The organism is Luteibacter sp. 1214 (assembly GCF_031455395.1).
In the GTDB taxonomy this organism is placed as follows: domain Bacteria; phylum Pseudomonadota; class Gammaproteobacteria; order Xanthomonadales; family Rhodanobacteraceae; genus Luteibacter; species Luteibacter mycovicinus.
On record NZ_JAVDSQ010000004.1, the window covers coordinates 234,880 to 260,042 of the forward strand.

Below are 25,163 nucleotides of genomic sequence, written 5' to 3' on the forward strand. Positions count from 1 at the left end.
TCATGGCGATCATCGTTTACGGCTTGCCCAACTGCGATACGTGCAAGAAAGCGCGCAACTGGCTCAGCCGGTTCGAGGTGGAGCACGAGTTCGTCGACTACCGGGCGAACCCGGTGCCTGCGTCGACGCTGAAAGCGTGGTCGGAGAAGCTCGGTGGCTGGGACAAGCTGATCAACAAGGCGTCGACCACGTGGCGCACGTTGTTGCCGCAGCGCAAGGATCCGCGCAGCGACCCGGAGTGGACGCTGCTGCTCAAGGAATATCCGGCGTTGATCAAGCGTCCCGTGGTGGTCGACGGCGACGAGGTCAGCGTCGGCTTCACGGACAATGCCTTCAAGAAACGCTTCGGAAAATAAATGTCCGCCGTCCTCGACCTGACCTGTGACCTCATCCGCCGCCGTTCGGTCACGCCGGACGATGCCGGCTGTCTGCCGCTGATCGCCGGGCGTCTTGCGGCTGTGGGTTTTCGTATCGAGCATCTGCGTTTTGGCGATGTCGACAATCTCTGGGCGACGCATGGCGACGGCGGCCCGGTGCTGGCCTTTCTCGGCCACACCGACGTCGTGCCGACCGGTCCGGAAGGCGCATGGGCATCGCCGCCGTTCGAGCCGACGGAACGCGACGGCGTTCTCTACGGTCGTGGCGCCGCGGACATGAAGGGCTCGGTCGCGGCGATGGTGGTCGCGCTCGAGCGCTTCGTGTTGGCGCATCCCGCGCACGCCGGCACGGTCGGCTTGCTGCTGACCAGCGACGAGGAAGGCGCAGCCTTGCACGGCGTCCGTGAGGTGGTCCAGCACTTCGGAAGAACCGGACAGCGGATCGACGCGTGCGTCGTGGGCGAGCCTTCGGCGAAAGAGCGCCTGGGCGATCTCATCCGCGTCGGTCGCCGGGGTTCGTTGTCGGGGACGCTTACGGTGCGTGGCGTGCAAGGTCACGTGGCCTATCCCGAGAAGGCGAACAATCCGATCCACGTTTTCGCACCCGCACTCGCCGCGCTGGCGGCGGAACGCTGGGATGAAGGCAACGCCGACTTTCCGCCGACCTCGTTCCAGGTCTCCAACATCAACGCGGGTACGGGGGCGAACAACGTCATCCCCGGCGAGCTGGTGGCCCTCGTCAACTTTCGTTTTTCCACGGCGAGTACCGCTGACGGCCTGCGCGAGCGGGCGGAAACGATCCTGCGCGCCCATGGCGTCGACTTCTCCATCGACTGGCAGCTCTCGGGGCATCCGTTTCTGGCCACGCCGGGCGGGCGCTTGCGCGAGGTCGTCGTCGGCGTCTGTCGCGATGTGTGCGGCATCGATCCCGAGCAGAGCACGGGCGGCGGTACCAGCGACGGCCGATTCGTCGCGCCGATGGGTGCGGAGGTGATCGAGCTCGGCCCGGTGAACGCGACGATCCACAAGGTCGACGAGTGCGTGTCGGTGACGGACCTGGCGCGTTTGCCGGACCTCTACGAGGCCATTTGCGCACGTATGCTTTCGTAAGCTGAGGCCTCTCGCCGACACCCGGATGTGTCGGTCGCGGGCAGCGTGTGCGCCTTTCGGGTGCGAGCATTCGCCACCCAATCGTTCAAGGAAGAACAGCATGAGGCACTGCTTCGTGGCATCCGCGCTGCTATGCGCCCTGGCGCCACTCCCCGGATTCGCCCTCTCGGTCGATGAGGTCAGCGTTCCATCCGTGACGATCCTGACCGTCGAGGCGACCGATACGCCGGACGTCGTGCGAGGTCACCTGGACAGGCTCGTCGGCGAGGGCGGTCGGATCGCGCTGGCCGGGTCTCCGGACGTCCTCGCGCTCATGCGGCCATCGTTCGTCCGCGTATGGCCGGAAACGAACACGATCCTCCTCGACGCCGCCACGGGGCTGGGCATCTTCGGTCTGAACAGTGAGGACGATGCGGCGCGCAAGGCCGCACTCTCGCGCTGGCCGTGGGACGATCCCCTGCCTGCCGCCCGTCGAATCCCGCGCGCTGCCGCCCCGCTCGCTGCCGCCCCGCGCGAAGGACGACACGTCGACTTCCGCGTCCTCGCCACATCGCCTTCATCGGTGTGCCGCAGCTTCAGTCGCGAAATGCTGCGCGTCCTTTTCGACGGGCGCTTGCCCAGCTCGGAGGAGCGTCACGATTTCCGCCGCGAGGTCCGTCGCTGGTGCCAGTACGGGACGTTGTCGCTGCACCGTGCGGAGGCACCGCAGTTCACCATCGAACCGTTCGCCTCGTCCGATGTGCCCCGTCTGACGCTGGCGACCGAATGGGCCCTGATCCGTCGTGAGGATCAGACGCAGGGCGGCACGGCAAGCTACCTGCTATGGGCCAAGACGCTGGGCGACGGCGCCGGAACCGGGTTCACCCGGCGCGACGGTTTCCACGCCTTCCTCGACCCGTCGCGGAACGAACTCCGTTATCTGATGGACGTGGCGATCCATTCGGGCTGGGGCAGCATCGAACACCGCGATGTCGTCACCGCATGGCCGCTGAACTCGACGTTTCCGGCGACCGGCGATACCCATGTCTTTCGGTGTGACGCGCCACGCGCCTTCCGGCCGGACGACTGCCCGGTGTCTCCGGTACTCCGCAAGCTTTATCCGCAGGACTCGTCGGGCGGTAACGTCAACGTGTCCTTCGGCGAAAGCTGGGCATTCGGCGGCGAGGTCAAATTCTCGCGCTCGATGGATTCGGAGGGCAAGCAGGGCATCTCCATGACCTTCGGTTTCAACCTGATGCGGACCGAAGCCACGTCGGCGGGCATCGACCTGCCTCTCGTACGCGTGCGGAGCAGCGCCGTCAACGAGTCCTATCGCAGCACGTGGTGGACGCCCGACGTACCGGCGCTGTTCCAGTGGATACTGGCGCGCCGATACCATGGAAGCCTGGCCGACGTCACCGCTCTGGCCTCGACGCTCAATCCCCGGCACGAAATCGTCTGGGACATTCCGCTGACCGGCAACGAAGGGCGCCAGCTCCCGTACCACGTGGTGTACGAGGCCGGACTGAACACCTGCGCCAATGGGCCGGCCTGCACCTCGTATCAGCTGTCGTACGACCCGACCTACCGTGCGAAGGCGCGTGTCGGGTGGTCGGACGGCATGACCGTCAGTCTGCCTTATCGCTAGGGTTATCGGCCCTTGGGGAACACCGCGACCATGCCCGCGTAGGGCTTGGTCATGAAGGCGGGCGCGCCGGCGTAGCCGTCATCCGGGGTGAACGCCTGCGAGATGGTTCCATCGAGAAACAGCGCGTCCCGGCAGCCCAGTTCGTCGCGGAACAGCCGGGCGAAACTGTGGAAGTTCACGGGCGCCCGGCTGACGACGAAGACGGCCTCATGCGATGACTTCGCGCAGACGCCGCTACGCCACTTCATGCTGTCCGATCCGTTGTCGAACTGCGTGTTGACCTCGCCGTCGATCACCAGCATCGGTCCCGACTGCGTCGCCCAGCGCGGTTTGCGCGCGGCGGCCTTGAAGGCTTCCGTCGTGCGCACCTCGACACTGCCGTCGTCATAGACGGCGAAGACACCGTTGGGCAGCAGCGAAAAGTTGCCGGAGCGCGGATTGCCATGCGCGAGGTTGAGCGGGATTAGCGCCTTGCCGTCTTCGACGTAGAGGCCCAGCGGCTTGTAGTCGCGATCGTAGATGCCCGCGTTGGTCGCGAACGACAGCGGCCGGCCCTTGCTCGTGGTCCAGGTCTTCAGTGCCTCGATGCTGCCGAAGGGCTGGGCGGTGTCGGGGTTGCGCCAGTGCAGTTCGATATCTTCCTGCCGGGTGTCGACGGTGACGGCGAAGTACGACTGGCTGTCGAACACCACCTCGCGGCTGTCGACGGCATCGGCGGCCGGCGCACAGCCCATGGCTGACGCGGTGACGGCGGCGGCGACCATGGCGCGGAGGAGGAAAGCGGGGGTCACGCGGGGAAGAGACGGGTGGGGCATGCGCCGATGGTCGCCGGGTCGGACGGGCGGCGCAAGGGGCCAGACGGCGTCTTCGCGTCCGGAGGGCGTAAACTCCCGGGTTTTTCCCCGGTAGCGTCATCGCCATGCCCTATACGCCCATCGTCGCCACGCTCGGCTACGTGCTCTCGCCAGACGGCCAGCGTGTGCTCATGATCCATCGCAATGCCCGCAAGGACGATCACCACCTGGGCAAGTACAACGGCCTCGGCGGAAAGATGGAACCCGGCGAAGATATCGCCGCCTGCATGCGCCGCGAAATCCTCGAGGAGGCGGGCATCGAGTGCCTGGAAATGCGTCTGCGCGGCACGCTGAACTGGCCGGGCTTCGGCAAGCATGGTGAGGACTGGCTGGGTTTCATCTTCATCATCGACCGTTACAGCGGCACGCCGATGGAGTCCAACCCCGAGGGTGCGCTCGAGTGGGTGCCGGTGGATGGGCTGGACGCCCTGCCGATGTGGGAAGGCGACCGTCACTTCCTGCCACTGGTCTTCGATGACGACCCGCGGCCGTTTCACGGGGTGATGCCGTACAAGGACGGGCGGATGGTGTCCTGGAGCGTCACCCGGCTGTAGAGCCGTATCGCCGGCCCTGACGCCGATGGCCCCGGCAGGGCCGCATTCGACCGCGGCCCGCCGGGTTCACGAAACCAACCGATCAACCGGTGGTTTCGATCCGCTCCACGCGACGCAACCCGCGCGGCAGCACGCCGCCGCGAGTGGCACGGCTGCCGCCGTACTCGACCAGATCGGCCCACTTCAGCGTCAGCTTGCGTTGTCCCGCATACAGCGTGACCTCGCCCTTGCCTTCGGTGACGACGGCCACGCCAACGACGCGTTCCTCGCCCGAGGCCAGCTTTGCCTTCGGAATCTCGATCAGCTTGTTGCCCTTGCCCTTGTCCAGTTCCGGCAGCTCGGCCACCGAGAACATGAGCAGGTGGCCTTCGCCGGTGACGACCACGATACGGTCGCGCGACGGGTCCGCGGTGATCGCCGGGGCGAGCACGCGCGCGCCATCGCTCAGGCTGATGATCTGCTTGCCCGCCTTCTGGCGACCCGTGAGCGCCTCGAAACGCGTCACGAAGCCGTAGCCGAAGTCCGTGGCAAGGACGATGCGGGTGTCGTTGTCGGCGGTGACCACCGCGTCGAAGCGGGCGCCGGCAGGTGGACTGAAACGGCCGGTCAGCGGCTCGCCGTTTCCGCGTGCGGAAGGCAGCGTATGTGCCGCCGTGGCGTAAGCGCGACCGGTCGAGTCGATGAAGGCGACCTGCTGCGTGGTGCGCGCACGCGAGATCGCCAGCAGACTGTCGCCGTCGCGGTAGGACAACGCTTCGCCATCGATCTCGTGGCCCTTGCCGGCACGTACCCAGCCCTTCTGCGACAGGACGACGGTGACCGGCTCGGAGGCGACCAGCGCGCTCTCGTCCAGGGCCTGGGCCACGCTGCGCTCGATCAGGGGCGAGCGGCGCTCATCGCCGAACTTCTCGGCGTCGCCGCGCAGTTCTTCCTTGATCAGGCTCTTCAGCTTGGCCGGCGACTTCAGCAGCACGTTGATGCGCGCGCGCTCTTCTTCGAGCTTGTCGCGCTCCTCGTTGAGTTTGAATTCTTCCAGGCGGGCCAGCTGGCGCAGCTTGGTTTCGAGGATGTAGTCGGCCTGTTCGTCATCGAGACGGAAGCGCTCCATGAGCACCGGCTTCGGCTCGTCCTCCGTACGGACGATGCGGATGACTTCGTCGATGTTGAGATAAGCGATGCGCAGCGCTTCGAGCAGGTGAAGGCGACGCTCGACGCGGCCCAGACGATGAGTGAGCCGGCGCGTGACCGTATCGGTACGGAAACGCAGCCACTCGCTCAGGATCATTTTCAGATCCTTCACCTGCGGCCGGCCGTCGAGGCCGATCATGTTCATGTTGACGCGGAAGCTCTTCTCCAGATCCGTCGTGGCGAAGAGGTGCTGCATCATTTCTTCGACGTCGACACGGCTGGAGCGCGGCACGAGGACGAGGCGGATCGGGTTCTCGTGATCGGACTCGTCGCGCAGGTCTTCGATCATCGGCAGTTTCTTCGCGCGCATCTGCGCGGCGATCTGCTCGAGGATCTTGGAAGGCGACACCTGGTGCGGCAGCGCCGTGATGACGATGTTGCCCTCGTCACGCACGTAGACGGCACGCGCGCGCACCGAGCCGGTACCGTTCTGGTACATGGCGGCGAGTTCACGGCGTGGCGTAATGATCTCGGCGTCGGTCGGGTAGTCCGGCCCCTGTACGTGCTCGCAGAGGTCGGCAATCGTCGCGTCGGGGTCGTCGAGCAGGCGGATACAGGCGCTGGCTACCTCGCGCAGGTTGTGCGGAGGGATGTCGGTGGCCATGCCGACCGCGATGCCCATGGAGCCGTTGAGCAGCACGTGCGGGACGCGAGCCGGGAGCCACGAGGGCTCGTTCATGGTGCCGTCGAAGTTCGGTACCCAGTCGACTGTGCCGTGGCCCAGCTCGGAGAGCAGGACCTCGGCGATAGGCGTCAGGCGCGACTCCGTGTACCGCATGGCGGCGAAGCTCTTCGGATCGTCCGGCGAGCCGAAGTTGCCGTGGCCGTCGACCAGCGGGTAGCGATACGAGAACGGCTGGGCCATGAGGACCATCGCCTCGTAGCACGCCGAGTCGCCATGGGGATGGAACTTGCCGATGACGTCGCCGATGGTCCGGGCCGACTTCTTCGGCTTGGCGGTGGCGCCCAGCGCCAGTTCGCTCATGGCGTAGATGATGCGGCGCTGGACCGGCTTCAGGCCGTCGCCCACGAAGGGCAGGGCGCGATCCAGCACCACATACATGGAATAGTCGAGATAGGCCCGCTCGGCGTAGTCCTTGAGCGGGATCTGTTCGTAATTGGCTTGCAGATTCATGGGTTTGGCTGTCCGGCTGGCGCGCATCAGCGCGTCGTTAACCGGGTGATGTTGCCAGAAAGCCGTCTCAGGAGCGAAGACTGCGGAAGGACGAGGTCCTCAGCGAAGGGGTTTACCCGCGTCCACGTCCTTCAGGAATCCGATCAGCCCCGTGAAGTACGTGGTCTGGTCGTCGTACATCGCCATATGCGCACCCCTGGGGCAGAGGAGGAAGCGCGCGTCCGGCATCTTCTTCGCCATGGCTTCCATGTACCTGGGGTCCATCGTGTCGTAACGGGCGCCGATGACCAGCGTGGGCACCCTGATGTTCTTCAGGTCCTTGCTGCGGTCCCAGTGCAGCAGCTTGCCACTGGCACCGAGTTCGCTGGGGCCCTGCATCGACACGTAGATCTGCTCGTTGATGTGGCCGAACGCGCGCTCCACGGGCTCGGGCCACTGGTCGGCCGGCATGCGCAGCACGTGCTGCTCATAGTGCATCGGCATCAGCAGTGCCATGTAGGCGGGGTCGGCGGTCTTCTTCTCCGCCTCCATGCGCTTGACCTGGGCGAGCTTCTTCTGGTCCATGGCGGGCATGAGCACCTTGTTCGCGTACTCGTTGTACGCGGGGATGCTGTCGACCATGTTGGAGATGATCAGGCCCTTGAGGTGCTGCGGGTACTTCAGCGCGTACTCGATCGCAAGCACGCCGCCCCAGGAATGGCCGAGGAGGTAGAAGTTGTCCTTGTCCAGGTGAAGCGCCCGGCGGACCTGCTCCACTTCGTCGACGAAACGGGGAATTTCCCACAGTGATTCATCGGTGGGTTTGTCGCTGAAGGCCGAACCCAGCTGGTCGTAGTAGTAATACTCGATGCCGGCGCCGGGGAAGTAGCTGTCGAACGCCTCGAAATACTCGTGCGTGGCGCCCGGCCCGCCGTGCAGGAGCAGAACCTTGATCGTCGGGTTGTTGCCGACGCGCTTGGTCCAGACCTTGAATTTGCCTTTGGGCGTGTCGATAACGATCGACTTCTGACCGCCCGAGAGCACGTCGTCGCGTCCGGTGTTGTCGAAATACGAAGCTGGCGGGGTCTGTGAGGCCGACGAGTCGGCAAAGGCACAGAGCGCGGCAAACGTGAAAGTCACGGCGGCTATCAGGCGGCGCATGGTGTATCCCCCGGCATCGATGGCCGATTCTTGCCGGGCGTCGGCCTGCTCCGCAAGTCCTCACGCGACCGTCATCTTCCCAAAGCCAGCCCGAACGGAAGAACCTGCGTTCACCGTACGGCCAACCGGGGCTTGTTTCCATGACCTTTTTGCAGCGGGAAGGTCGATGCGTAAAGACATTTCAGCCGACGGCCTGCGCGGTCTCGCCGCGGTGAACGTGCTCTTGTGCCATCTCTTCCTGGCTTTCCTGCCGGGCGGCTTCGCCTGGATCTACCCGGATACCACCACGCCGGACGCCATGCGTGGCGTGGTCGATCATGTGATCGCCTTCCAGCCGCTTTCGGTGCTTTGGAACGGCCAGTTCGCGGTATGCATCTTCTTCGTGCTCAGCGGGTATGTGCTGACCAAGTCGTTCATCGAGACCGGCGATACGGGCTCGTTCCGGTTGCGCGCGTCGCGTCGCTACCTGCGCCTCGGCGTACCGATCTTCGGGTCGGTGATGTTCGCCTGGTTCGTCATGGCGATGGGGTGGAGTCACGCGGTTGAGGCGGGTCACCTGTCCGGTTCGACCTGGCTGGCCGATTTCTGGAAGAAGCCGCCGGACTTCATCGAGGCGCTGCGCGATGGTACGTACGGCACGATTCTCGGTGGATGGTCGCGTTTCAATCCAACCCTCTGGACGATGAAGATCGAGCTGCTCGGCTCGATGTTCGTCTTCGCCTATCGCTCATTGACGCTGCCGGGGCGTGCGGCGCCGCTCAACTTCGCGTTCGCGGTGGCGTTGCTCGCGTGGTTCTTTCCCCATGACTGGCCGTACTACACGGCGTTCCTTGCCGGCAGCCATGTTGGCGAGGCACGCCTCACGTCGTCGAAACCGCTGCTGGCCCTGGCCGTCGTCGGAGCGATTATCTGCGGTGGCTTCGACGTCTCGCCCTGGTACGACTGGACGCACGTGCTGCCGCTTGCGGACAACGAGCGCAAAGCATTCTTCAACGTCGTCGGCGGGATTCTGTTGCTATACGTCGTCCGGTGCGGCAGCTTCGACCGTGTCTTGCAGAGTCGGCCCGCGCAGTTCATGGGGCGCATCTCTTATGCGTTCTACCTTGTCCACCTGCCGATTCTGCTGAGCTTCTCGGCCTGGTTTTTCACCGTCATGGCAGGGCGGCTGGCCCTCGATCCGGTCACCGCGGCGATGCTCACCGTCCCGGCGACCTTCGCGGTCGTCATCGCCGCGGCGATGGTGTTCGATCGCACGTTCGACCGCTGGGGCATCCAGCTGGCAGGCCGCGTCTTTCGGGCACCGCGCTCGTCCGCGAAGACGGTGGCGCTTCGAAGTGTCGACGGTTTCCGCCGACGCGTTCGCTACCACCGTCGTCGCGTGATTGAAAAAGACGTGTCGCGTCGCTCAGGCCATCAGTGACTGGTGCGCGCCGACGCCCGCGGTGACACCGGAGGCGACCGCAAAGCTGGCGTTGTGCATGGCGGTCGATACGTCGCCAGCGGAATAGACGCCCGGGACCGACGTCTGCTTCCACTCGTCGACGCGCACGTAAGGTCCGAGCGGGCCTTCCTCCGTCGCGCAGCCCAGTTGCTCGAACATCGGGCTCGACGGCCGCACGCGCGGTGCGACGAACAACGCCCCGATCGGCAGCCGTCTTCCGTCTGCCAGATCCACCGCGGTCAGGCCCGGCGCGTCCCCGTGCAGGGCGACGACGGGGCTGCGCTCGATCGTGACACCTCGCGCCTGCAGGCGAGTGAGCTGATCTTCGTCGGGCTCGAACTCGCCCTGGGTGAAGTACGTGGTGGGGCCCCAGTCGGGCAGCATGGCGGCTTGATGAGCGGACAGCGGCGACGTTGCCAATGAGCCGAGCAGGCGGTCGCTTACCTCATAGCCGTGGCAATAAGGGCAATGAATCACCGTGCTACCCCAGCGTTCCCACAAGCCCCTCAGCGGAGGCAGTTCATCGATGACGCCGGTGGCGAGGATCAGCCGCTTAGCCGTTTCGCAGGTCCCATCGGCAAGCGCGATCTCGAAGATGTCACCGATGCGCCTGGCACTCACGGCTTCGCCGTCGACGAAACCGGCCGTAGGGTAGGTCAGGAGCTGGCGCGTCGCCTCCTGAACGATGGCGCGCGGTGGCTTGCCATCGTGGCCGACGATACCGTGCGCGGCCTTTGCAAAACGGTTTCTTGGCTTTGCCGCGTCAATGACAAGTACCCGACGGCGTGCGCGTGCGAGCTGGATGGCAGCGGCTTGCCCCGCAAAGCTGCCACCTATAACGATCGCGTCATACGACATGGTGGTTGGCTCCGAATGAGTGGCCGGTGGCTTTGGCGATTCGCCGGACATCTTTTGCCAGGTCGGCCAGGGTGATCTTCGCCAGACGGGCTTCAACGACGCGCTCTGCTTCGAGCAACGCATCGTCGACCGCGTCGACTACCGCGCGTTCGACCAGGCAGCCGGGCGATTCCTCGCGGGGGGCGACGGCTACGATGTGGCCGCCGAGTGCCTGCTGTACGTCCATGAGCGAGACCTCGCGCGGTGCTCGCGCCAGCCGCCAGCCGCCACCGTGGCCTTTGTCCGACTGGACGATACCGGCTTCACGCAGGCCGGCGAAGCTTCGCCGGATGACGACGGGGTTGGTATCCACACACGCCGCCATTTCGGCGGACGTCATGGGCTCGCCGTCGCGCTCGACCATGTGCAGCAGGACGTGCAGGGCGACGGAAAGGCGCTCGTTTCGTTTCATGTAACAAAAACTATTACATGAAACGAAACGACGTCAAGTCGTGCCTAAGTCAGAGGGTGAAGTCGGCCTGCACAGGGAAGTGATCCGAGGGATAACGGCCGTCCTTCGACACCGTAATCGTCCGTACCGAGTTCGCCTCGACACCGCGATAAAGGATCCAGTCGATCCGCTTGGTCGCCTTGCCGGTGAAGTCGTGGAAGGTCTCGGCCGGACCCTCGTGCTTCGGCGCCGCGATCCATGCGTCCTTGAACGTGGCGGTCAACGCCTTATGCGTTTCGCTGTCCGGGCCCGTGTTGAAGTCGCCGGTGAGAATGATGGGAACATTCGCCGGGAGCTTCGCGATCCACGCGGCGATCTCATGCGCGCTGCGCGAACGCGCATCTTCATCCTGATCGCGGTAAGGGAAGTGCGTGTCGAGCAGATAGAACCGCTTGTGATCGGAGGTCCGCTCGAAAAGCGCCCAGTTGACCATGCGCGGGAAGATATTGCCCCACGTGATGCTGGCCACTTTGTCCGGAGTGTCGGAAAGCCAGAAGTCGCCCGATTCGACGATCTTCAGGCGATCCTTGCGATAGAAGATGCCCATGTGCTCGTCGCGATGATCGCCATAGCGATCGCGGCCGAACCACGTGTACTCCGGCAGGCGTTCGATCGTGTCGTCGCCTTGCGCCTTATACAGCTCCTGGGTGCCGATCACGTCGGGATGCAGCTGACGGATGGTGTCGGCGAAGAGGTCGCGGCGATGCGTCCATCCATTGAGGCCATCGTTGCCGGTCATGGTGCGCACGTTGAAGGACATGACCTTGAGGTCTTCCGCCATGGCGGGTGTGGCAAGGATGGCAGCGAGGCCGGCAATCAGCGCGAGTTGACGGAAACGAGGCATGGCGGGCGGGGTCCTTCGGTTCGGAATGAGCACCCGACTATAGCCACGTAAACACGTCATTGCCGTGACCGGGTCACAGGGTCGAGGCGCGACATTGCGTCGTGACGCAGCGGTGCCGGCAATGGGGCAAACTACGGCGTTGCCATCGACAGCCATCCGGAAACCGACATGACCGAGCTCGATCCCCAGACGGAGCCTTCGAAGGCGAACGGGCGCCGCACGGCACTCATCGTCATTCTGGTGGCGTTTGTGGCGTCGGCGACGACAGCGATCCTGGCGATCAGTGAATCGCACCGGGCCCGCAAATCCGATGCGGCCGCCCTCAGCGCCGATGTCAGCGATCTTCGCGGCATGGCCGCGGACTGGACCGCGCGCGTCGACGACCTCGCACACGCCCCCGTCGACGCACAGCCCGCTCGCCTCGAGGCGCTGAAGCCGCGTATCGACCAGCTTGCGTCGTGGAAGGCGCGTACTCCGTGCGGCCACGACGCCCGTGATGCACTCCGGGCGTCGGTCGACACGCGCGTACTGTACCTGCGGCGCGTGCTGGCGAAGGAGACCGTACCGGAGGCGCGGATCGACGAGAGGCGCGCGCTCGAAGACAGCCTGAAGCGCTGTGCCAGCGAGCAGGGCGCTGACGTCAACATCTGAGACAGGTGGGGACCAGAGGCGGGGAGGCAGGTTTCGCTTGCCAAGTCCTTGACCGGGTCCCGCTTTCGGAGAAATACCTGTCTAGGAATATTTCTTACGAAAAATCTCAAATTTTTGTTTGACAGGGCTGCTGCCAGTCCCTAAGTTCATACGTGCCTCATGTATGAAACACCGTCATCTCATCGGCGGCGAGGTGAACGCGTCGCACGGACTCGCGATGGGAAAGCTTGAAGTCGCGTCGGCTCGGGGGAGCATGCGCGACTGGCGGGACGTACCAGGTTTCTTTATTTGCGGGTTCGCGCGAAGCGCAACTTTTTAATGGCCCTTGCTAAGGGTCGTTTTTTCGGGGAGACACCAATGCAGCACCAGATCATCCGCCGTCGCGGAGGCCTTCGGCCGTCCGCGCTGGCGCTAGCGCTCGCCCTTGGCGTGGGTGCGACCGCACCGGCGTTTGCACAGTCCACGACCGGTGACATCTTCGGTCAGGTACCCGCGGCCGCAGGCGAAACCGTATCGGTCACCGGCAGCACGGGTTTTACACGCGAAGTGCCGGTCGACGCACAGGGCCGGTATCGCATCGGCAACCTTCCCCTCGGGTCGTACACCGTCAGCCTCAAGCGCGATGGCGCCGTCGTCGATTCGCGCAAAGATGTTGCGCTGAAGGTCGGTGGCGCCACCGATGTGTCGTTCCAGGCCCCGGCCACCGCAGCCAGCGCTCAGGCACTGGACTCGGTGACGGTGACGGCCAACAGCCTGCCGCCCATCGACACCACCGCGGTCGATTCGCGCACCGTCGTCACCGCGCAGACGCTGGCGCGTCTTCCGCTGGGACGCAATGCCGAGGCGATCGCCCTGCTGGCGCCGGGTGCCGTCCCGGGCTCGAGCAACCTGGGTAACGGTCGCTACCGCACCGTGTCGTTCGGCGGCTCCGGTGCCTCCGAGAACGCCTACTACATCAACGGCTACAACTCGTCCGACCCGTACCGCAACCTTGGCGGCGTCGGTCTGCCGTACGGCGCGATCGATCAGCAGGAAGTCTATACGGGCGGTTACAGCGCCAAGTACGGTCGCTCGGATGGCGGCGTCATCAGCCAGGTCGGCAAGCGCGGTACCAACGACTGGCACTTCGGCGCACAGGTGCTGTGGGAGCCGAAGTTCGCCTCGTCGACGCCGGGCAGCATCTATTACTCGAACAAGGCCCTCCCGGCCGGATACGGCTACGCCGACGACACCCTTCCGGGCTCGATCTACCGCAATCGTCAGGACAACACCAAGTGGACGACCACGTACAGCGCGTACGTCGGTGGTCCGCTGATCAAGGACAAGCTGTTCTTCTTCGTCGCCGCGGAAGCCGAGAAGTCCGAAGGCACCAGCACGGCGTCGGTCGAAGCCAACCCGGTGGCCAACAACCACTACACGTACAACCTGCCGAAGTACTACGCCAAGCTCGACTGGAACATCAACGACTCGAACATCCTCGAGTTGACGGGTATCCATTCCACCGACGAGCAGCGCGGCAAGTATTACGGCTACGACTACGACACGCGCACCGTGGGTGGCCCGCTCGGTTCGGATGCCGACACCAGCAAGATCACCACGAAGTACGCCATCGCCAAGTACACCAGCTACATCACCGACGACATCACCCTGACCGCGACCTACGGCAAGGGCTGGACCGACGACTATCTGCAGAACCCGACACCGGGCCTTGCACAGCAGCCGTATATCGACAGCCCGTACCTGCAGAACCCGGCTCTGAACGGCGGCACGCCGATCACCAACCTCAACTCGTCGTCGACCGCGCAGGATCCGAACGCCGGCAGCAAGACGCATGGCCTTCGCCTCGACCTCGAGTGGCAGGTCGGCGATCACCACCTCGCCGGCGGTATCGACAACATGAGCTACGACGCGAGCAACGAAGGCTCGTCTACCAGCGGTCCGGGTTACTACCTGCGCTATCGCAAGGTGGCGGCGGGCAACGAGAACATCCCGATCAGCACGTCGCTCGGCGTCGGCGCTCCGGGTGGTGACGGTTACTACGTCACCCAGCGCGTGTTCAGCACCGTCACCAGCATGTCCGTGGACCAGAGGGCCCAGTATCTGGAAGACCGCTGGCAGGTGACCGACCGCTGGCTGCTGAGCCTCGGCGTACGCAACGACCGCTTCAAGAACTTCAACGACAAGAACCGTCCGTACGTCAACAATGCGGCGCAGTGGGCACCGCGTCTGGGCGCCAGCTGGGACGTCTACGGCGACTCGTCGCTGAAGCTGTACGCCAACTTCGGCCGCTACTACCTCGCGCTGCCGAACAACGTGGCCGTGCGCGGTGCCTCGCCCTCGACCTATACCGACATCTACTACACCTACACCGGCATCGATCAGCTCGGTCGTCCCACGGGTCTGACCGAGATCTCGCCGGGCGCCGTGTCGTCGGACGGCGAGTACGGGCAGGCGGTCGACCCGATCGCGGTCAGCGCGCGTGACCTGAAATCACAGTATCAGGACGAAGGCATCATCGGCTTCGACAAGACCCTGGGTGACGGCTGGGTCACCGGTGCCAAGGTGACGTTGCGCAGGCTGCGTACCGCCATCGACGACGTCTGCGACACCGGCCTGCTGGCAGACAAGATCACCGCGCAGGGTGGCGATCCCAACTCCGTGGTCATTCCTGGCTGCGTGATCTTCAACCCGGGCTCATCCAACACCTTCAGCCTCGCCAACGTCGACGGTTCAGGTCGCACCGAAGTCAAGATGAGCAAGGACGACTGGGGCTTCTCCACCGGCGCCAAGCGTGCCTACTACGCGCTCGACATGTACCTCGAGCACCCGTTCGACGGTAAGTGGCAGGGGCGCCTGGACTACACGTTCTCGCGCAGCTATGGCAACACCGAAGGCCAGACCAAGTCCGACATCGGCCAGACCGATATCTCGAAGACGGAAGACTGGGATTCGGCTGAGCTGATGCGTTACGCCAATGGTCTGCTGTCGAATGACCGTACCCATCAGATCAAGGCTTACGGCGCGTATCAGCTGACGCCGGAATGGCTGGTCTCGGGCAACCTTCGTCTCGCTTCCGGTGCGCCGAAGTCGTGCCTTGGTTATGAAGACGGTGAGGAAGATCCGGATCCGATCGGCTACGGCTCGGCTTATCACAACTGCAACGGTCAGCCGTCGCATCCCGGCGAGAAGCGCAACCCGTGGTACCGCCAGGTCGATCTGGCCGTTACCTATCGTCCGGGCTACTTCGACGGCAAGATGGCTTTCGGCCTGAGCGTGTTCAACGTGACCAACGAACGCAAGCCGCTGAACAGCTTCTCGACGTACGAGTCGGCACCGACCACGGTCAACAACAACTACGACCTGGGCCAGTACTACCAGACGCCGCGCTATGCCCGCCTCACGGCGACATACGACTTCTGATCAGCGCCACTTCAGTGATCGCGTAACCAGACAAACGGTCCAGGGAAGGACCCGCTGCAAATCCTCGGATCGCCGCCCGCTCCCACGGGCGGCTTTTTTTGTTTGCGTCGGCCAGCCGGTGAAAAGGGTGGCTGGCCGGCGATCATGCGGAGCCGAGCTCCTGAGCCTCATCCAAGGGGAAAGGTTGCGCCGGTCAGGTTCTCCGACGCGATCCACAGTCTCGTCGCATCGTTAGTATTCTCTGCCGCAGGTGGAATCTTTGCCACCGACGGATAGCCACGCGTTTCGCTGAGGCGGTGTGGGCCGTAGTAGGCGCGGCCTTGAGCGTCAGGCGCCGTGGCGGCAAAGAGCGTGGGCAGCGCCCCTTGCGATGCTGGCTGGAACAGGAACCAGAGATAGCGTCGGGCGATGCCGGGAGCGCTCCATGTGCCAGTACCATTGGGCAGCAGGTCAGTCCGCGAAATGCCGGGATGCGCCGCAATACTCCGGACGCCCCAGCCCCCAGCGTCGCTGCGTCGTTGCAGTTCCAGGGCGAACATCAGGCAGGCCAGTTTCGACTGGCCGTATGCTGCCATCGGCTTGTAAGTTCGCTCAGACTGCAGATCGTCGAAATTGATCGCGCCGCTTCTTGCGGCCACGCTTGAGAGCGTGACAACTCGAGGCTGATCGCCCCTGCGCAGCAGCGGCAACAGGTGGGCCGTCAAGGCAAAGTGGCCGAGGTAGTTCGTGCCGAGCTGCAACTCAAGACCGTCGGAGGTCGTCAGGCGCTCCGGTGGTGCCATGACTGCCGCGTTGTTGATCAGAATGTCCAGGCGATCGCGCGAATCTTGCAGCCGGATGCCGAACGCCTCGATCGACTGGAGGTTAGCGAGGTCCAGCATCTCGAACGTAACGCTGGCGCCTGGAATGCTTCGGCGAATCTGTTGGACGGCCGCATCGCCTTTCGACGGATTCCGTCCAGCGATAATGATGTCCGCGCCGGCGCGAGCAAGGGCGAGGGCGTCTTCGAAACCGAGCCCGCCCGTACCGGTGATGACCGCTGTACGGCCGCGTTGGGAGGGTATGTCGGAGGCTGTCCAGCGAGTCATGATCCTTGCCCCAGGCAGAAAAGAAAAGATAAACTGAGTGCATATATAAAAGCACTTGATGCAAAATATATTGCACTCAGTGCAGTTATGCAAGGGTTCGCAGATGGTAAAAAATTCACGCGAGGTGCCGTCGGCGTCTGCGGAAGGTGTCCGGGAGCGCAAGCGTAGGGAAACGCGGCAACGACTTGCCGAAGTGGGGCAGCGCTTGTTTCTCGCCAACGGGTATGAGAACACCACGCTTGACGTCATCGCGACGGAAGCGGGCATCTCACGCCGAACGATTTTTTCGTACTTCAAGTCGAAGGACGACATCATCCTGTTCTGGCAGGAGGAGGGCTCGGCAAGCTTGTACGCCGACCTGCTGAAAACATCGCCCGACGTGCCGCCGCTGGATGCCGTTCGCAACGTCATGGTCGAACACATTTCGCGCTATACGACGGAGCAGATGACCGCCGTCGACAACCTCATGCGATCAAGTGAATCACTGCTCGCACGTAAGCAGAGCTATTACGCGGAGCAGGAGCAGACGCTGTTCGATGCCTTGTGCGAGGTATGGCGGCAGCCCGAACGTCGTACGTCACTTCGGATGGTGGCAATGGTGTCCACCGGCGCAATGAGGTTGGCGCTGCAAGCGTGGCGAGATCAGCCAGACCAGCGAAAGCCGGTAGCTGACTTTCTCAGGGACGCGTTCGACAGTCTGCGAGCGGAGCTTTAAGTCGATTCGCTGCTGTGTCCCGATGATCCGGATCGGGCTCCGCGGCGGTGCACGACGTGTGCGGCAACCACCATGTGGGAGTAGCGCGAGGAGGAGCGCTCCGGCAGCGCGGCGACAAGCTGGCAACACAAACAAAAAAGCCCACCAACGAGGAGGGCTAAGTCACTGAATAAATGGTGGCTCGGGACGGAATCGAACCGCCGACACGGGGATTTTCAATCCCCTGCTCTACCAACTGAGCTACCGAGCCACAGGTGCCTGCAACGATCGTTGCGGCGAGTGGAGCCGCGTATTAAATCGGGTGCGGGCTCCGGCGTCAAGCCTCTTGTTCAGGCGGGACGTAACCGGCGGGCTGAACCACATCGCCGCCGAAGAAATACTTATCCATTTCGCCGCTGAGGAACGTGCGCGTCTTCGGGTCGAGGGGCGACAGGCGCATCTCGTTGATCAGCATGGTCTGGTGGGACAGCCACTGGGCCCACGCTTCTTTCGAGACGCTGTCGTAGACGCGTTTGCCCAGGTCGCCGGGCCAGGGGGCGAAGTCGAGGCCTTCGGCGTCGCGGCCGAGCTTTACGCAGTGGACCATGCGCGTCATGGGGATATCTCCGGAAGGTTGTCGAGCAGCGTGCGGACGGGCGCCGGCAGGCCGAGCGTGGTGAGCTCGTCGCGTGCGCACCAGCGCTGATCGTCGCGATCTGCGACGGCCGTCAGCGGGGCCGCATGGTCGAACAGGATGGGCGAAACGTCCAGCCGGTAGTGGCTGAAGACGTGGGTAAAGGCGGGCAGGGGATCGGCGGAGCCGACGCGTGCCAGACTGAGCGCGACCGTGGGTGCGGCGTCGGCATCGGGTGCCTCGGGCAGACTCCACAGGCCGGACCACACGCCCTGCGGGCCACGCTTCTCCAGCAGCACCCGGCCCTGCGCGTCGCGCAACAACAGCATCGCGAGCGCGCGCGTGGGTACCTTTTTGCCGGGCTTGGCGGTGGGCAGTACGGCGGTCAGTCCGTCACGATGCGCGACGCAGGTGGCCGCCTGCGGGCAGAGCATGCAGGCCGGCTTGCTGCGCACACAGACGGTGGCGCCGAGATCCATGATCGCCTGCGTGTAGTCGGCGGTACGGGTCGCCGGTGTGTGCTCATCCGCATGAATCCACAGGCGCTTCTCGACCGCGCTTTCGCCCGGGTGCCCGGCGATGCCGTGATAGCGGGTCAGCACGCGCTTGACGTTGCCATCGAGGATGGGGAAGCGCAGCCCATAGGCCTGCGCCAGGATCGCGCCAGCGGTGGAGCGGCCGATGCCGGGCAGGGCGATCAGCGCATCGAGATCGCGCGGCAGCTCGCCACCGTGACGTTCGACGCACAGCTGCGCGGCGCGGTGCAGAAACCGTGCTCGCCGGTAGTAGCCGAGCCCCGACCAGAGTGCGAGCACGGTGTCCTCGTCGGCTTCGGCAAGTGACGTCAGCGTAGGCAGCCGCTCGACGAACCGCTGGAAGTAACCGATGACGGTGATCACCTGGGTCTGCTGCAGCATGATCTCGGACAGCCACACGCGGTAAGCATCGCGCGGATGCTGCCAGGGCAGGTCCTTGCGCCCGTGGTGGTCGTACCAGCGCAGCAGTTCACGGGCGAACGGATTCACGGCGTGAGCCCGGTGGCCGGGCGCGCAGCGGTGCTCGCTGACGCTGGCGCGATTACCGGCGTGACGTCCGGCGTCGCGCGGATATGCAAGCCCTTGATGTGCACGCTGTCGGTGTCGATGGCCGCCGCGTCGACGCTGCCAAGCAGTGGCGGAAGCGTCGGTGCGCCGCCCGCGTTGATGCCGCTCCACCATTCGGCCACGGCCAGTGGCGGAACACGCAGGTCGGCATGGTCGGTCGGACCGTCGAGCTTCAGCGCGACGAACAGGGGATCCTGCTGATTCGCGGGTGTGACGTTGAGGACCACGTCGAAAGGCGACGCATCGTGCCGTGTCATGCGCCCGGCCAGTGAGGCACCGACGTCCGCACCGCCGCGCCAGGTGGCTTCGCCGCGCAGGCTCGCGGCGAAGCGATCCTGGCTGGCGAGATCGAGCGTGAGATCGTTGAGCGTGAGCACGCCACGCGAAAGGACCGGGCGCGTGCGAAGCGTCATCGAGTACGGCTTTTCGCTGGACGATGCCGCGAGTCTGAGGTCGAACACACGGCCATCGGCCAGGCGGCCCGCATCGATGTCCACGTTGGACAGGAGAAGACGGTTGCCCCGGGTCAGCGTGCCACGGGTGACGCGGAACCCCGCGTCGATACCCGGCAGGATCGCGCCCGCGGTCGACGGTCGCGAGGGGAGCGTGTCGATATACGCGGACACGGCGTCCATGTCGATGCGCGCGCCTTCCACTTCGAGTCGCGACACCGAGGTGTCCTGACCGAGCAACGTGCGCCACGGCAGCACCAGCTTGCCGCGCGAAGCGACGATCAGAGGTGTGCCCGAACCACGGGCGCGCAAGGTCAGTCCCTCGAGCTCGAGCGCCGGCTTGGGCCAGAGCGTCGGACTGGCCGGGCTGGCCAGCCCGAGGTCGAGACCCGCCTCCTCGGCACGCGATTGCAGCATCGCCGTGAATCGTTCCGGCTGCAGAACCACATATGTGGCGACCAGTGCCGCGACGAGGATGCCCATGAGCAGCCCGCCGACGGCGAGCAATCCGATGCGTAGTCGCCGGTTCACGGCAGCGACCTGTCAGGCATGCGCGTCACTCAGCCGCCAAGGTTGGCAGGGAGCAGGCCGTCCACGAAAGCGGCGGCGTCGAACACGCGCAGATCGGTCGCGGTTTCGCCTAGTCCGACGTAGCGGATCGGCAGGCTGAACTCGCGGGCGAGCGCGAACATCACGCCGCCCTTGGCCGTGCCGTCGAGCTTGGTCACCACGAGTCCCGTGACACCCGCCGTATCGCGGAACTGGCGGAGCTGGCTGATGGCGTTCTGACCGGTGGTGCCGTCGATCACCATGAGGACTTCATGTGGCGCAGCGGCGTCGAGCTTCTTCATAACGCGGACGATCTTGCCCAGTTCATCCATCAGCCCGCCCTGCGTGTGCAGACGACCGGCGGTGTCGGCGATAAGCACCTGCGTGCCGCGCGAGCGCGCCGCCTGCAGGGCATCGAAGATGACGCTGGCGGAGTCGGCGTCCTGGCCCTGCGAGACGACCGGGACCTTGTTGCGCTCGCCCCAGGTTTTCAGCTGTTCGACGGCGGCGGCGCGGAAGGTGTCGCCCGCCGCGAGCATTACGCCGCGGCCTTCGTCGACGTAGCGGCGCGCGAGCTTGCCGATGGTCGTGGTCTTGCCCACACCGTTGATGCCGACGGTGAGGATGACGAACGGGCTGTGCGTCGAGACGTCGAGCGGCTTTTCCACCGGCTTGAGCAGCGCGACCAGTTCGTCGCGCAGCACCTTGAGCATCGCGCCGGCGTCGGCGAACTCGCGCTTGTGCATGCGTTTGCGCAGGCCCTCGACCAGCTGGGTGCTGGCTTCGACGCCGACATCGGCGGTGATCAGGGCGGTTTCCAGCTCGTCGAGCAGATCGTCGTCGAGCTTGGGGTGGCGGACAAACAGCGCGCCCAGACTCCTGGCGAAGCCACTGCCGGACAGCCGGTCGCGCCAGCTGCGCTTTGCGGACGCCTCGGGCGCGGGTGTGGCCTCATGCGCGGCCTCGGCCACGAGGGTGTCTTCCGCCTCGGGCTCGACCTCGGGAGCCTCGGGCTCGGGGGCTACCGTTTCCGCCAGTGCCTCGGCGACCAGGCTGCCCAGGTCGGTGGCGGCGGGGTCGGCGGCGCGATCGATGCGCTCGTCCGTTGCCGGGGCCTCGGTCGTCGCCGGTTCGGCGGGCTTCTTCTTCCAGAACTTGAGCATTGCGGGAGGGATTCAAAGACAATAGGCGAATGCTAGCACTCCCGCCCACACTGGCCGCTGAGCGATGACCGCCTCCGGCCGCATCCGCGTCATCGGCGGAAACCTGCGCAACTCCCGGCTCGACGTGCCCGATCTGCCGGGGCTGCGGCCCACGGCCGAGCGCGTGCGGGAAACCCTGTTCAACTGGCTGCAGCCGGTGGTGGCGGGCTCCCGCTGCCTCGACGCCTTCGCCGGCACCGGTGCCCTCGGCATCGAGGCCCTGTCGCGCGGCGCGGGCAGCGTCACCTTCGTCGAGCGGGAGCCCCGGCTGGCGGCGGCGCTCAAGGCGAACCTGTCGCGGCTGAAGACCGACGGAGAGGTGGTCGGCGATGACGCGGCTCGCTGGCTGAATGGGTCCGGCAAGCCGTTCGATCTGGTTTTTCTCGATCCGCCTTTCGCGCTGGATGCCTGGGCCGGGATCGCCGCACAGCTCGAAAGCGGGGGCTGGCTGACGCCGACGGCCTGGATCTACGTGGAGTCGCCGCGTGGCGCGGTCTTCACCTTGCCCCCGACCTGGCTCGCGCACCGGCAGGGACAGGCGGGAGAGGTGACGTACACCCTCTATCGCCGCGCCCCGGCCGATCCGCTAAGCTAGCCCGCGTTTTCCCTGACCCCAGTGTCCATGACTCATCCGCCGGCCAATCCCCGACTTGCCGTTTATCCGGGCACGTTCGATCCCATCACGAACGGTCACGCCGACCTCGTGTCGCGTGCCGCGCCGCTGTTCGACCGGATCGTGGTCGCGGTGGCGGAGAGTCGTAACAAGGGCCCCGGTTTCAGCCTGGGCGAGCGCATCGCGCTGGCCCGTCTGGCGCTGGCCGACCTGCCGAACGTGGAAGTGCGCGGTTTCGACTGCCTGCTCGCCCACTTCGTGACGGAAATCGGCGCGGGTGTGATCCTTCGCGGCCTGCGCGCCGTGTCGGACTTCGAATACGAATTCCAGCTCGCCAGCATGAACCGTCACCTGATTCCTCAGGCCGAGACGCTGTTCCTGACCCCGGCGGAGCAATACAGCTTTATCTCTTCCTCGCTCGTGCGTGAAATCGGTCGCCTGGGTGGCGATATCTCCGGCTTCGTGCATCCGGCGGTGCAGCAGGCCATGCGCCAACGCTGGCGCAACTCTTGAAATCAAAGGTGATCATCATGCGTAAGTTCGTCCTCGCCGCGTCCGTGGCCCTGACCGCCGCCCTGGCCCTCTCGGCCTGCAACAAGTCCGAAGATGCCGATCAGGCCGCCACGACTCAGGAAGCTGCCGTCGCCAAGCCGTCCAACCCGACCGACACCAAGGCCTGGAGCCAGTATTTCGGCCAGATCGTGCGGAAGAACATGCAGGGCATGACGGCTGACCGTCCGTTCCCGTACTTCGTTCCGGCCGGTGACGACCAGAACGGCCAGGACGGTCGCGCGCGTCAGCTCGAGAACGTGCAGGGCACCGTCGCCCGCGGCGTCACGCCGGGCAACATGCTCGTCTTCGGTGGCCCGGAGTCGGCCAAGACCGCCGACCTCATCGTCGAAGCGTTCAAGAGCGCCAACGCGGGTTCGTTCAAGGGCGTGATCATCCTGTTCATCGGCGACCAGGCCGATCAGCAGCGCGTCACCGACGCCCTGACGCCGACCGGCGCCACGGTCCGCTTCGTCGCGATGTAATCGTTTCGGACGCCAATCGCGTAAACGAAGGGCGCCTCGGGGCGCCCTTCTCGTAAACGCGCTAAAATGCGCGCATGTCCCTGATCATCCTCGACACCTGCGTCAACTGCGACGTCTGCGAACCGGTGTGCCCGAACAAGGCCATTTCGCTCGGCGAGCAGTACTACGTGATCGATCCCGCCCTCTGCACCGAGTGTGTCGGCCATTTCGACAACCCGCAGTGCGTGGAGGTCTGCCCGGTGGAGTGCATCCCGCACGATCCCGACCGCGTGGAAACGCACGATCAGCTGATGCTGAAGTACGAGCATCTGATGGCCCGCGCGGCCTCGTAAGCGCCTCGCGCGCGTCCATGGGTTAATCTCGCGGGTAGCGATATTCCCACCCGGAGAAATTTCATGGTCCATGCCCCGTCGTGGCGCGTGCTCGCCGCGAGCCTTGTCGTTGTCTTCAGTGCCGGCGCGCTCAACGCGCAGAACGCCCCGGCCGCTCCCGGTGGCCCCGGACACGCCGCCATCGCCAGTGCCAATTTCATGGCGACCAACGCGGGCTTCGAGGTCCTGGGCAAGGGCGGTAACGCCTTCGACGCCGCGGTGGCCGTGTCGTCCACGCTCGCCGTGGTCGAGCAGCAGAGTTCAGGCATCGGCGGTGGCTTCATGGCCCTGCTGCATCGTGCATCGGACAACCGCGATGTCTTCATCGACGCGCGCGAAACCGCGCCGAAGGCCGTCGACATGAAGGTCTACGTCGGCAAGGACGGCAAGCCCAACCGCGACACGTCCACCAACGGACCGCTCTCGTCCGGCATTCCCGGCGAGCCCGCCGGTATCGTCTGGATGGCGGAGCATTACGGCAAACTGCCTTTGTCGGTATCGCTGGCGCCTGCCATCCGCATCGCGAAAGAGGGCTTTCAGCCCGATTCGCGGTTTCTCGGCACCATCGAGGATCGCAAGGACGTGCTGGCGCGCTATCCCGCCTCGTCGGCCATCTTCCTGCCCGGCGGCAAGGTCCCGTCTCCCGGCTGGACGCTGCGCCAGCCCGACCTGGCGAAGACGCTGGAACGCATCGCCGCCAGGGGCCACGACGGCTTTTACAAAGGCGAGACCGCGAAGCTGATGGTTTCGGCATCGCGTGCCGCCGGCGGTAACTGGACCGCGGCCGATCTGGATGGCTACAAGGTCAAGGAGCGCGAGCCGCTCAGCGTCGACTACAAGGGCTATCGCATCGTTACCGCGCCACCGCCATCGTCGGGAGGTGTCGCGATCGCCGAGGTGCTGAACATCCTCTCCGGCTTCGACCTGAGCAAGGCGGACCTGGCTCATTCGACGCATCTCACCATCGAGGCCATGCGTCGGGCGTTCCGCGATCACAACGAATACCTGGGTGACCCGGACTTCGTGAAGATGCCGCTCGACATGCTTCTGTCGAAGTACTACGCGGACGGCCTGCGCGCGACGATCTCACCCGACAAGGCCACCCCGTCGGATCTGCTGCCCACCTCGATGGCGCCCGAGCCGGGCATGCACACCACGCATTTCTCGGTGATCGACGCGGACGGCAACATGGTGGCGTCGACCCTGACGGTGAACCTCGAGTTCGGTTCGGCCTTCGTGGCGAAGGGTACCGGCGTCGTGCTCAACGACGAGATGGATGACTTCGCCCTGGTGCCGGGACAGCCGAATGCGTTTGGCCTGCGTGGGGCGCTGGCCAATGCGCCGGAGCCGGGCAAGCGCATGCTTTCATCGATGTCGCCGAGCTTCGTGTTCGGTGCGGATCGCACGGCGGTGCTCGGTTCGCCGGGTGGTTCGACCATCATCACGCAGGTGCTCGAGGGCATCCTCGCCTTTATCGATGGCAAGAGCGCCTCGGAAATCACCGCGCAGAAGCGTTACCACCACCAGTACCTGCCGGACCGCGTCGACGTGGAAGCCGGCGTCTTCGACGATGCCACGGCCAGGGCGCTGACCGACATGGGCCACGTGTTGAAGAATCGCTCGCCGTGGGGTTTCATGAACGTCGTCACCTGGGATCACCGTACCGGTAAGCTTGACGCCGCCAGCGATCCGCGTCGTCCGTCCGGTCTCGGCAAGGTGCAGTAAGTTGCGTTA

At 65.0% G+C, this 25,163-nt stretch carries 24 protein-coding genes and 1 tRNA gene; 13 read left to right on the top strand and 12 right to left on the bottom strand.

The features are described 5' to 3' along the window. Window positions 1-2: 2 nt before the first annotated feature. From J2X57_RS11950 to J2X57_RS11960, 3 genes are all read left to right on the top strand, one after another. A complete protein-coding gene (locus tag J2X57_RS11950; protein ID WP_043695386.1) occupies window positions 3-356 on the top strand; it encodes a Spx/MgsR family RNA polymerase-binding regulatory protein in 354 nt (117 codons plus the stop codon). After that, window positions 357-1,487 (top strand): succinyl-diaminopimelate desuccinylase, encoded by a 1,131-nt coding sequence (dapE, locus tag J2X57_RS11955; RefSeq protein WP_309867302.1) that lies wholly within the window; start codon window positions 357-359, stop codon window positions 1,485-1,487. 100 nt (window positions 1,488-1,587) lie between these two features. Further along, complete coding sequence (locus tag J2X57_RS11960) at window positions 1,588-3,114, top strand: hypothetical protein (protein ID WP_309867305.1); 1,527 nt, start codon at window positions 1,588-1,590, stop codon at window positions 3,112-3,114. Window positions 3,115-3,116: 2 nt separating this feature from the next. Here J2X57_RS11960 and J2X57_RS11965 read toward each other — a convergent pair whose 3' ends face one another. Beyond that, window positions 3,117-3,929 (bottom strand): phosphodiester glycosidase family protein, encoded by an 813-nt coding sequence (locus J2X57_RS11965; protein WP_309867309.1) that lies wholly within the window; start codon window positions 3,927-3,929, stop codon window positions 3,117-3,119. A 104-nt stretch (window positions 3,930-4,033) separates the two neighbouring features. On the opposite strand from J2X57_RS11965, the gene J2X57_RS11970 reads away from it, so the two are divergent. Then, window positions 4,034-4,522 carry an 8-oxo-dGTP diphosphatase gene (locus tag J2X57_RS11970; protein ID WP_079522510.1) on the top strand — a complete coding sequence of 163 codons (489 nt, stop codon included), beginning with the start codon at window positions 4,034-4,036 and terminating at the stop codon, window positions 4,520-4,522. 82 nt (window positions 4,523-4,604) lie between these two features. Here the strand turns inward: J2X57_RS11970 and parC are convergent, their stop codons facing one another. Beyond that, entirely contained in the window at window positions 4,605-6,845 is a 2,241-nt protein-coding gene (gene parC, locus J2X57_RS11975; RefSeq protein WP_036111094.1) for a DNA topoisomerase IV subunit A, read from the bottom strand. Window positions 6,846-6,944: 99 nt separating this feature from the next. After that, the gene (locus J2X57_RS11980; protein ID WP_309867315.1) at window positions 6,945-7,985 is read right to left on the bottom strand and encodes a proline iminopeptidase-family hydrolase; all 1,041 of its coding nucleotides are present in this window, start codon (window positions 7,983-7,985) and stop codon (window positions 6,945-6,947) included. A gap of 166 nt (window positions 7,986-8,151) precedes the next feature. Between J2X57_RS11980 and J2X57_RS11985 the strand changes: the two genes are divergently transcribed. After that, window positions 8,152-9,405 carry an acyltransferase gene (locus J2X57_RS11985; RefSeq protein ID WP_309867318.1) on the top strand — a complete coding sequence of 418 codons (1,254 nt, stop codon included), beginning with the start codon at window positions 8,152-8,154 and terminating at the stop codon, window positions 9,403-9,405. Here J2X57_RS11985 and J2X57_RS11990 read toward each other — a convergent pair. The 3 genes from J2X57_RS11990 to J2X57_RS12000 are packed head-to-tail and all read right to left on the bottom strand — an operon-like array spanning window position 9,391 to window position 11,618. After that, window positions 9,391-10,284 (bottom strand): NAD(P)/FAD-dependent oxidoreductase, encoded by an 894-nt coding sequence (locus J2X57_RS11990; protein ID WP_309867321.1) that lies wholly within the window; start codon window positions 10,282-10,284, stop codon window positions 9,391-9,393. The genes J2X57_RS11985 and J2X57_RS11990 overlap by 15 nt on opposite strands. Beyond that, entirely contained in the window at window positions 10,274-10,735 is a 462-nt protein-coding gene (locus J2X57_RS11995) for an Rrf2 family transcriptional regulator (RefSeq protein ID WP_309867324.1), read from the bottom strand. Before J2X57_RS11995 ends, J2X57_RS11990 begins: the two co-directional genes overlap by 11 nt. 49 nt (window positions 10,736-10,784) lie before the next feature. Then, window positions 10,785-11,618: an endonuclease/exonuclease/phosphatase family protein gene (locus J2X57_RS12000; RefSeq protein WP_043695364.1), complete on the bottom strand. Its 834-nt coding sequence runs from the start codon at window positions 11,616-11,618 to the stop codon at window positions 10,785-10,787. Between the two features lie 168 nt (window positions 11,619-11,786). On the opposite strand from J2X57_RS12000, the gene J2X57_RS12005 reads away from it, so the two are divergent. Beyond that, the gene (locus tag J2X57_RS12005) at window positions 11,787-12,269 is read left to right on the top strand and encodes a hypothetical protein (protein WP_309867328.1); all 483 of its coding nucleotides are present in this window, start codon (window positions 11,787-11,789) and stop codon (window positions 12,267-12,269) included. Window positions 12,270-12,626: 357 nt separating this feature from the next. Beyond that, window positions 12,627-15,689: a TonB-dependent receptor gene (locus J2X57_RS12010; protein WP_308847426.1), complete on the top strand. Its 3,063-nt coding sequence runs from the start codon at window positions 12,627-12,629 to the stop codon at window positions 15,687-15,689. Window positions 15,690-15,856: 167 nt separating this feature from the next. Here the strand turns inward: J2X57_RS12010 and J2X57_RS12015 are convergent, their stop codons facing one another. Beyond that, window positions 15,857-16,777 carry an SDR family oxidoreductase gene (locus tag J2X57_RS12015; RefSeq protein ID WP_309867334.1) on the bottom strand — a complete coding sequence of 307 codons (921 nt, stop codon included), beginning with the start codon at window positions 16,775-16,777 and terminating at the stop codon, window positions 15,857-15,859. A 58-nt stretch (window positions 16,778-16,835) separates the two neighbouring features. Between J2X57_RS12015 and J2X57_RS12020 the strand changes: the two genes are divergently transcribed. Continuing rightward, window positions 16,836-17,492 carry a TetR/AcrR family transcriptional regulator gene (locus J2X57_RS12020; RefSeq protein ID WP_309867336.1) on the top strand — a complete coding sequence of 219 codons (657 nt, stop codon included), beginning with the start codon at window positions 16,836-16,838 and terminating at the stop codon, window positions 17,490-17,492. A 174-nt stretch (window positions 17,493-17,666) separates the two neighbouring features. On the opposite strand, the gene J2X57_RS12025 is transcribed toward J2X57_RS12020, so the two are convergent. The 5 genes from J2X57_RS12025 to ftsY all read right to left on the bottom strand — a co-directional run bounded on the left by J2X57_RS12025 (window position 17,667) and on the right by ftsY (window position 21,372). Continuing rightward, window positions 17,667-17,742, bottom strand: a tRNA-Phe gene (locus J2X57_RS12025). 66 nt (window positions 17,743-17,808) lie between these two features. Next, entirely contained in the window at window positions 17,809-18,087 is a 279-nt protein-coding gene (locus J2X57_RS12030) for an oxidative damage protection protein (RefSeq protein ID WP_309867339.1), read from the bottom strand. Beyond that, window positions 18,084-19,130: an A/G-specific adenine glycosylase gene (gene mutY, locus J2X57_RS12035; protein ID WP_309867341.1), complete on the bottom strand. Its 1,047-nt coding sequence runs from the start codon at window positions 19,128-19,130 to the stop codon at window positions 18,084-18,086. Before mutY ends, J2X57_RS12030 begins: the two co-directional genes overlap by 4 nt. After that, window positions 19,127-20,191, bottom strand: a complete 1,065-nt coding sequence (locus J2X57_RS12040) for a membrane assembly protein AsmA (protein ID WP_309867346.1) — start codon at window positions 20,189-20,191, stop codon at window positions 19,127-19,129. Before J2X57_RS12040 ends, mutY begins: the two co-directional genes overlap by 4 nt. Window positions 20,192-20,220: 29 nt before the next feature. Then, window positions 20,221-21,372 (bottom strand): signal recognition particle-docking protein FtsY, encoded by a 1,152-nt coding sequence (gene ftsY / locus J2X57_RS12045; RefSeq protein WP_309867351.1) that lies wholly within the window; start codon window positions 21,370-21,372, stop codon window positions 20,221-20,223. Between the two features lie 64 nt (window positions 21,373-21,436). On the opposite strand from ftsY, the gene rsmD reads away from it, so the two are divergent. From rsmD to ggt, 5 genes are all read left to right on the top strand, one after another. Next, window positions 21,437-22,006 (top strand): 16S rRNA (guanine(966)-N(2))-methyltransferase RsmD, encoded by a 570-nt coding sequence (rsmD, locus tag J2X57_RS12050; RefSeq protein WP_043695353.1) that lies wholly within the window; start codon window positions 21,437-21,439, stop codon window positions 22,004-22,006. A 27-nt stretch (window positions 22,007-22,033) separates the two neighbouring features. Next, on the top strand, window positions 22,034-22,537 hold the full coding sequence (coaD, locus tag J2X57_RS12055) for a pantetheine-phosphate adenylyltransferase (protein WP_036111135.1): 504 nt from the start codon (window positions 22,034-22,036) through the stop codon (window positions 22,535-22,537). Between the two features lie 17 nt (window positions 22,538-22,554). After that, window positions 22,555-23,058 carry a hypothetical protein gene (locus J2X57_RS12060; RefSeq protein ID WP_036111138.1) on the top strand — a complete coding sequence of 168 codons (504 nt, stop codon included), beginning with the start codon at window positions 22,555-22,557 and terminating at the stop codon, window positions 23,056-23,058. A 74-nt stretch (window positions 23,059-23,132) separates the two neighbouring features. Further along, complete coding sequence (locus J2X57_RS12065) at window positions 23,133-23,390, top strand: YfhL family 4Fe-4S dicluster ferredoxin (protein WP_036111140.1); 258 nt, start codon at window positions 23,133-23,135, stop codon at window positions 23,388-23,390. Window positions 23,391-23,453: 63 nt separating this feature from the next. After that, a complete protein-coding gene (gene ggt, locus J2X57_RS12070) occupies window positions 23,454-25,154 on the top strand; it encodes a gamma-glutamyltransferase (protein ID WP_309867362.1) in 1,701 nt (566 codons plus the stop codon). Window positions 25,155-25,163: the final 9 nt, after the last annotated feature.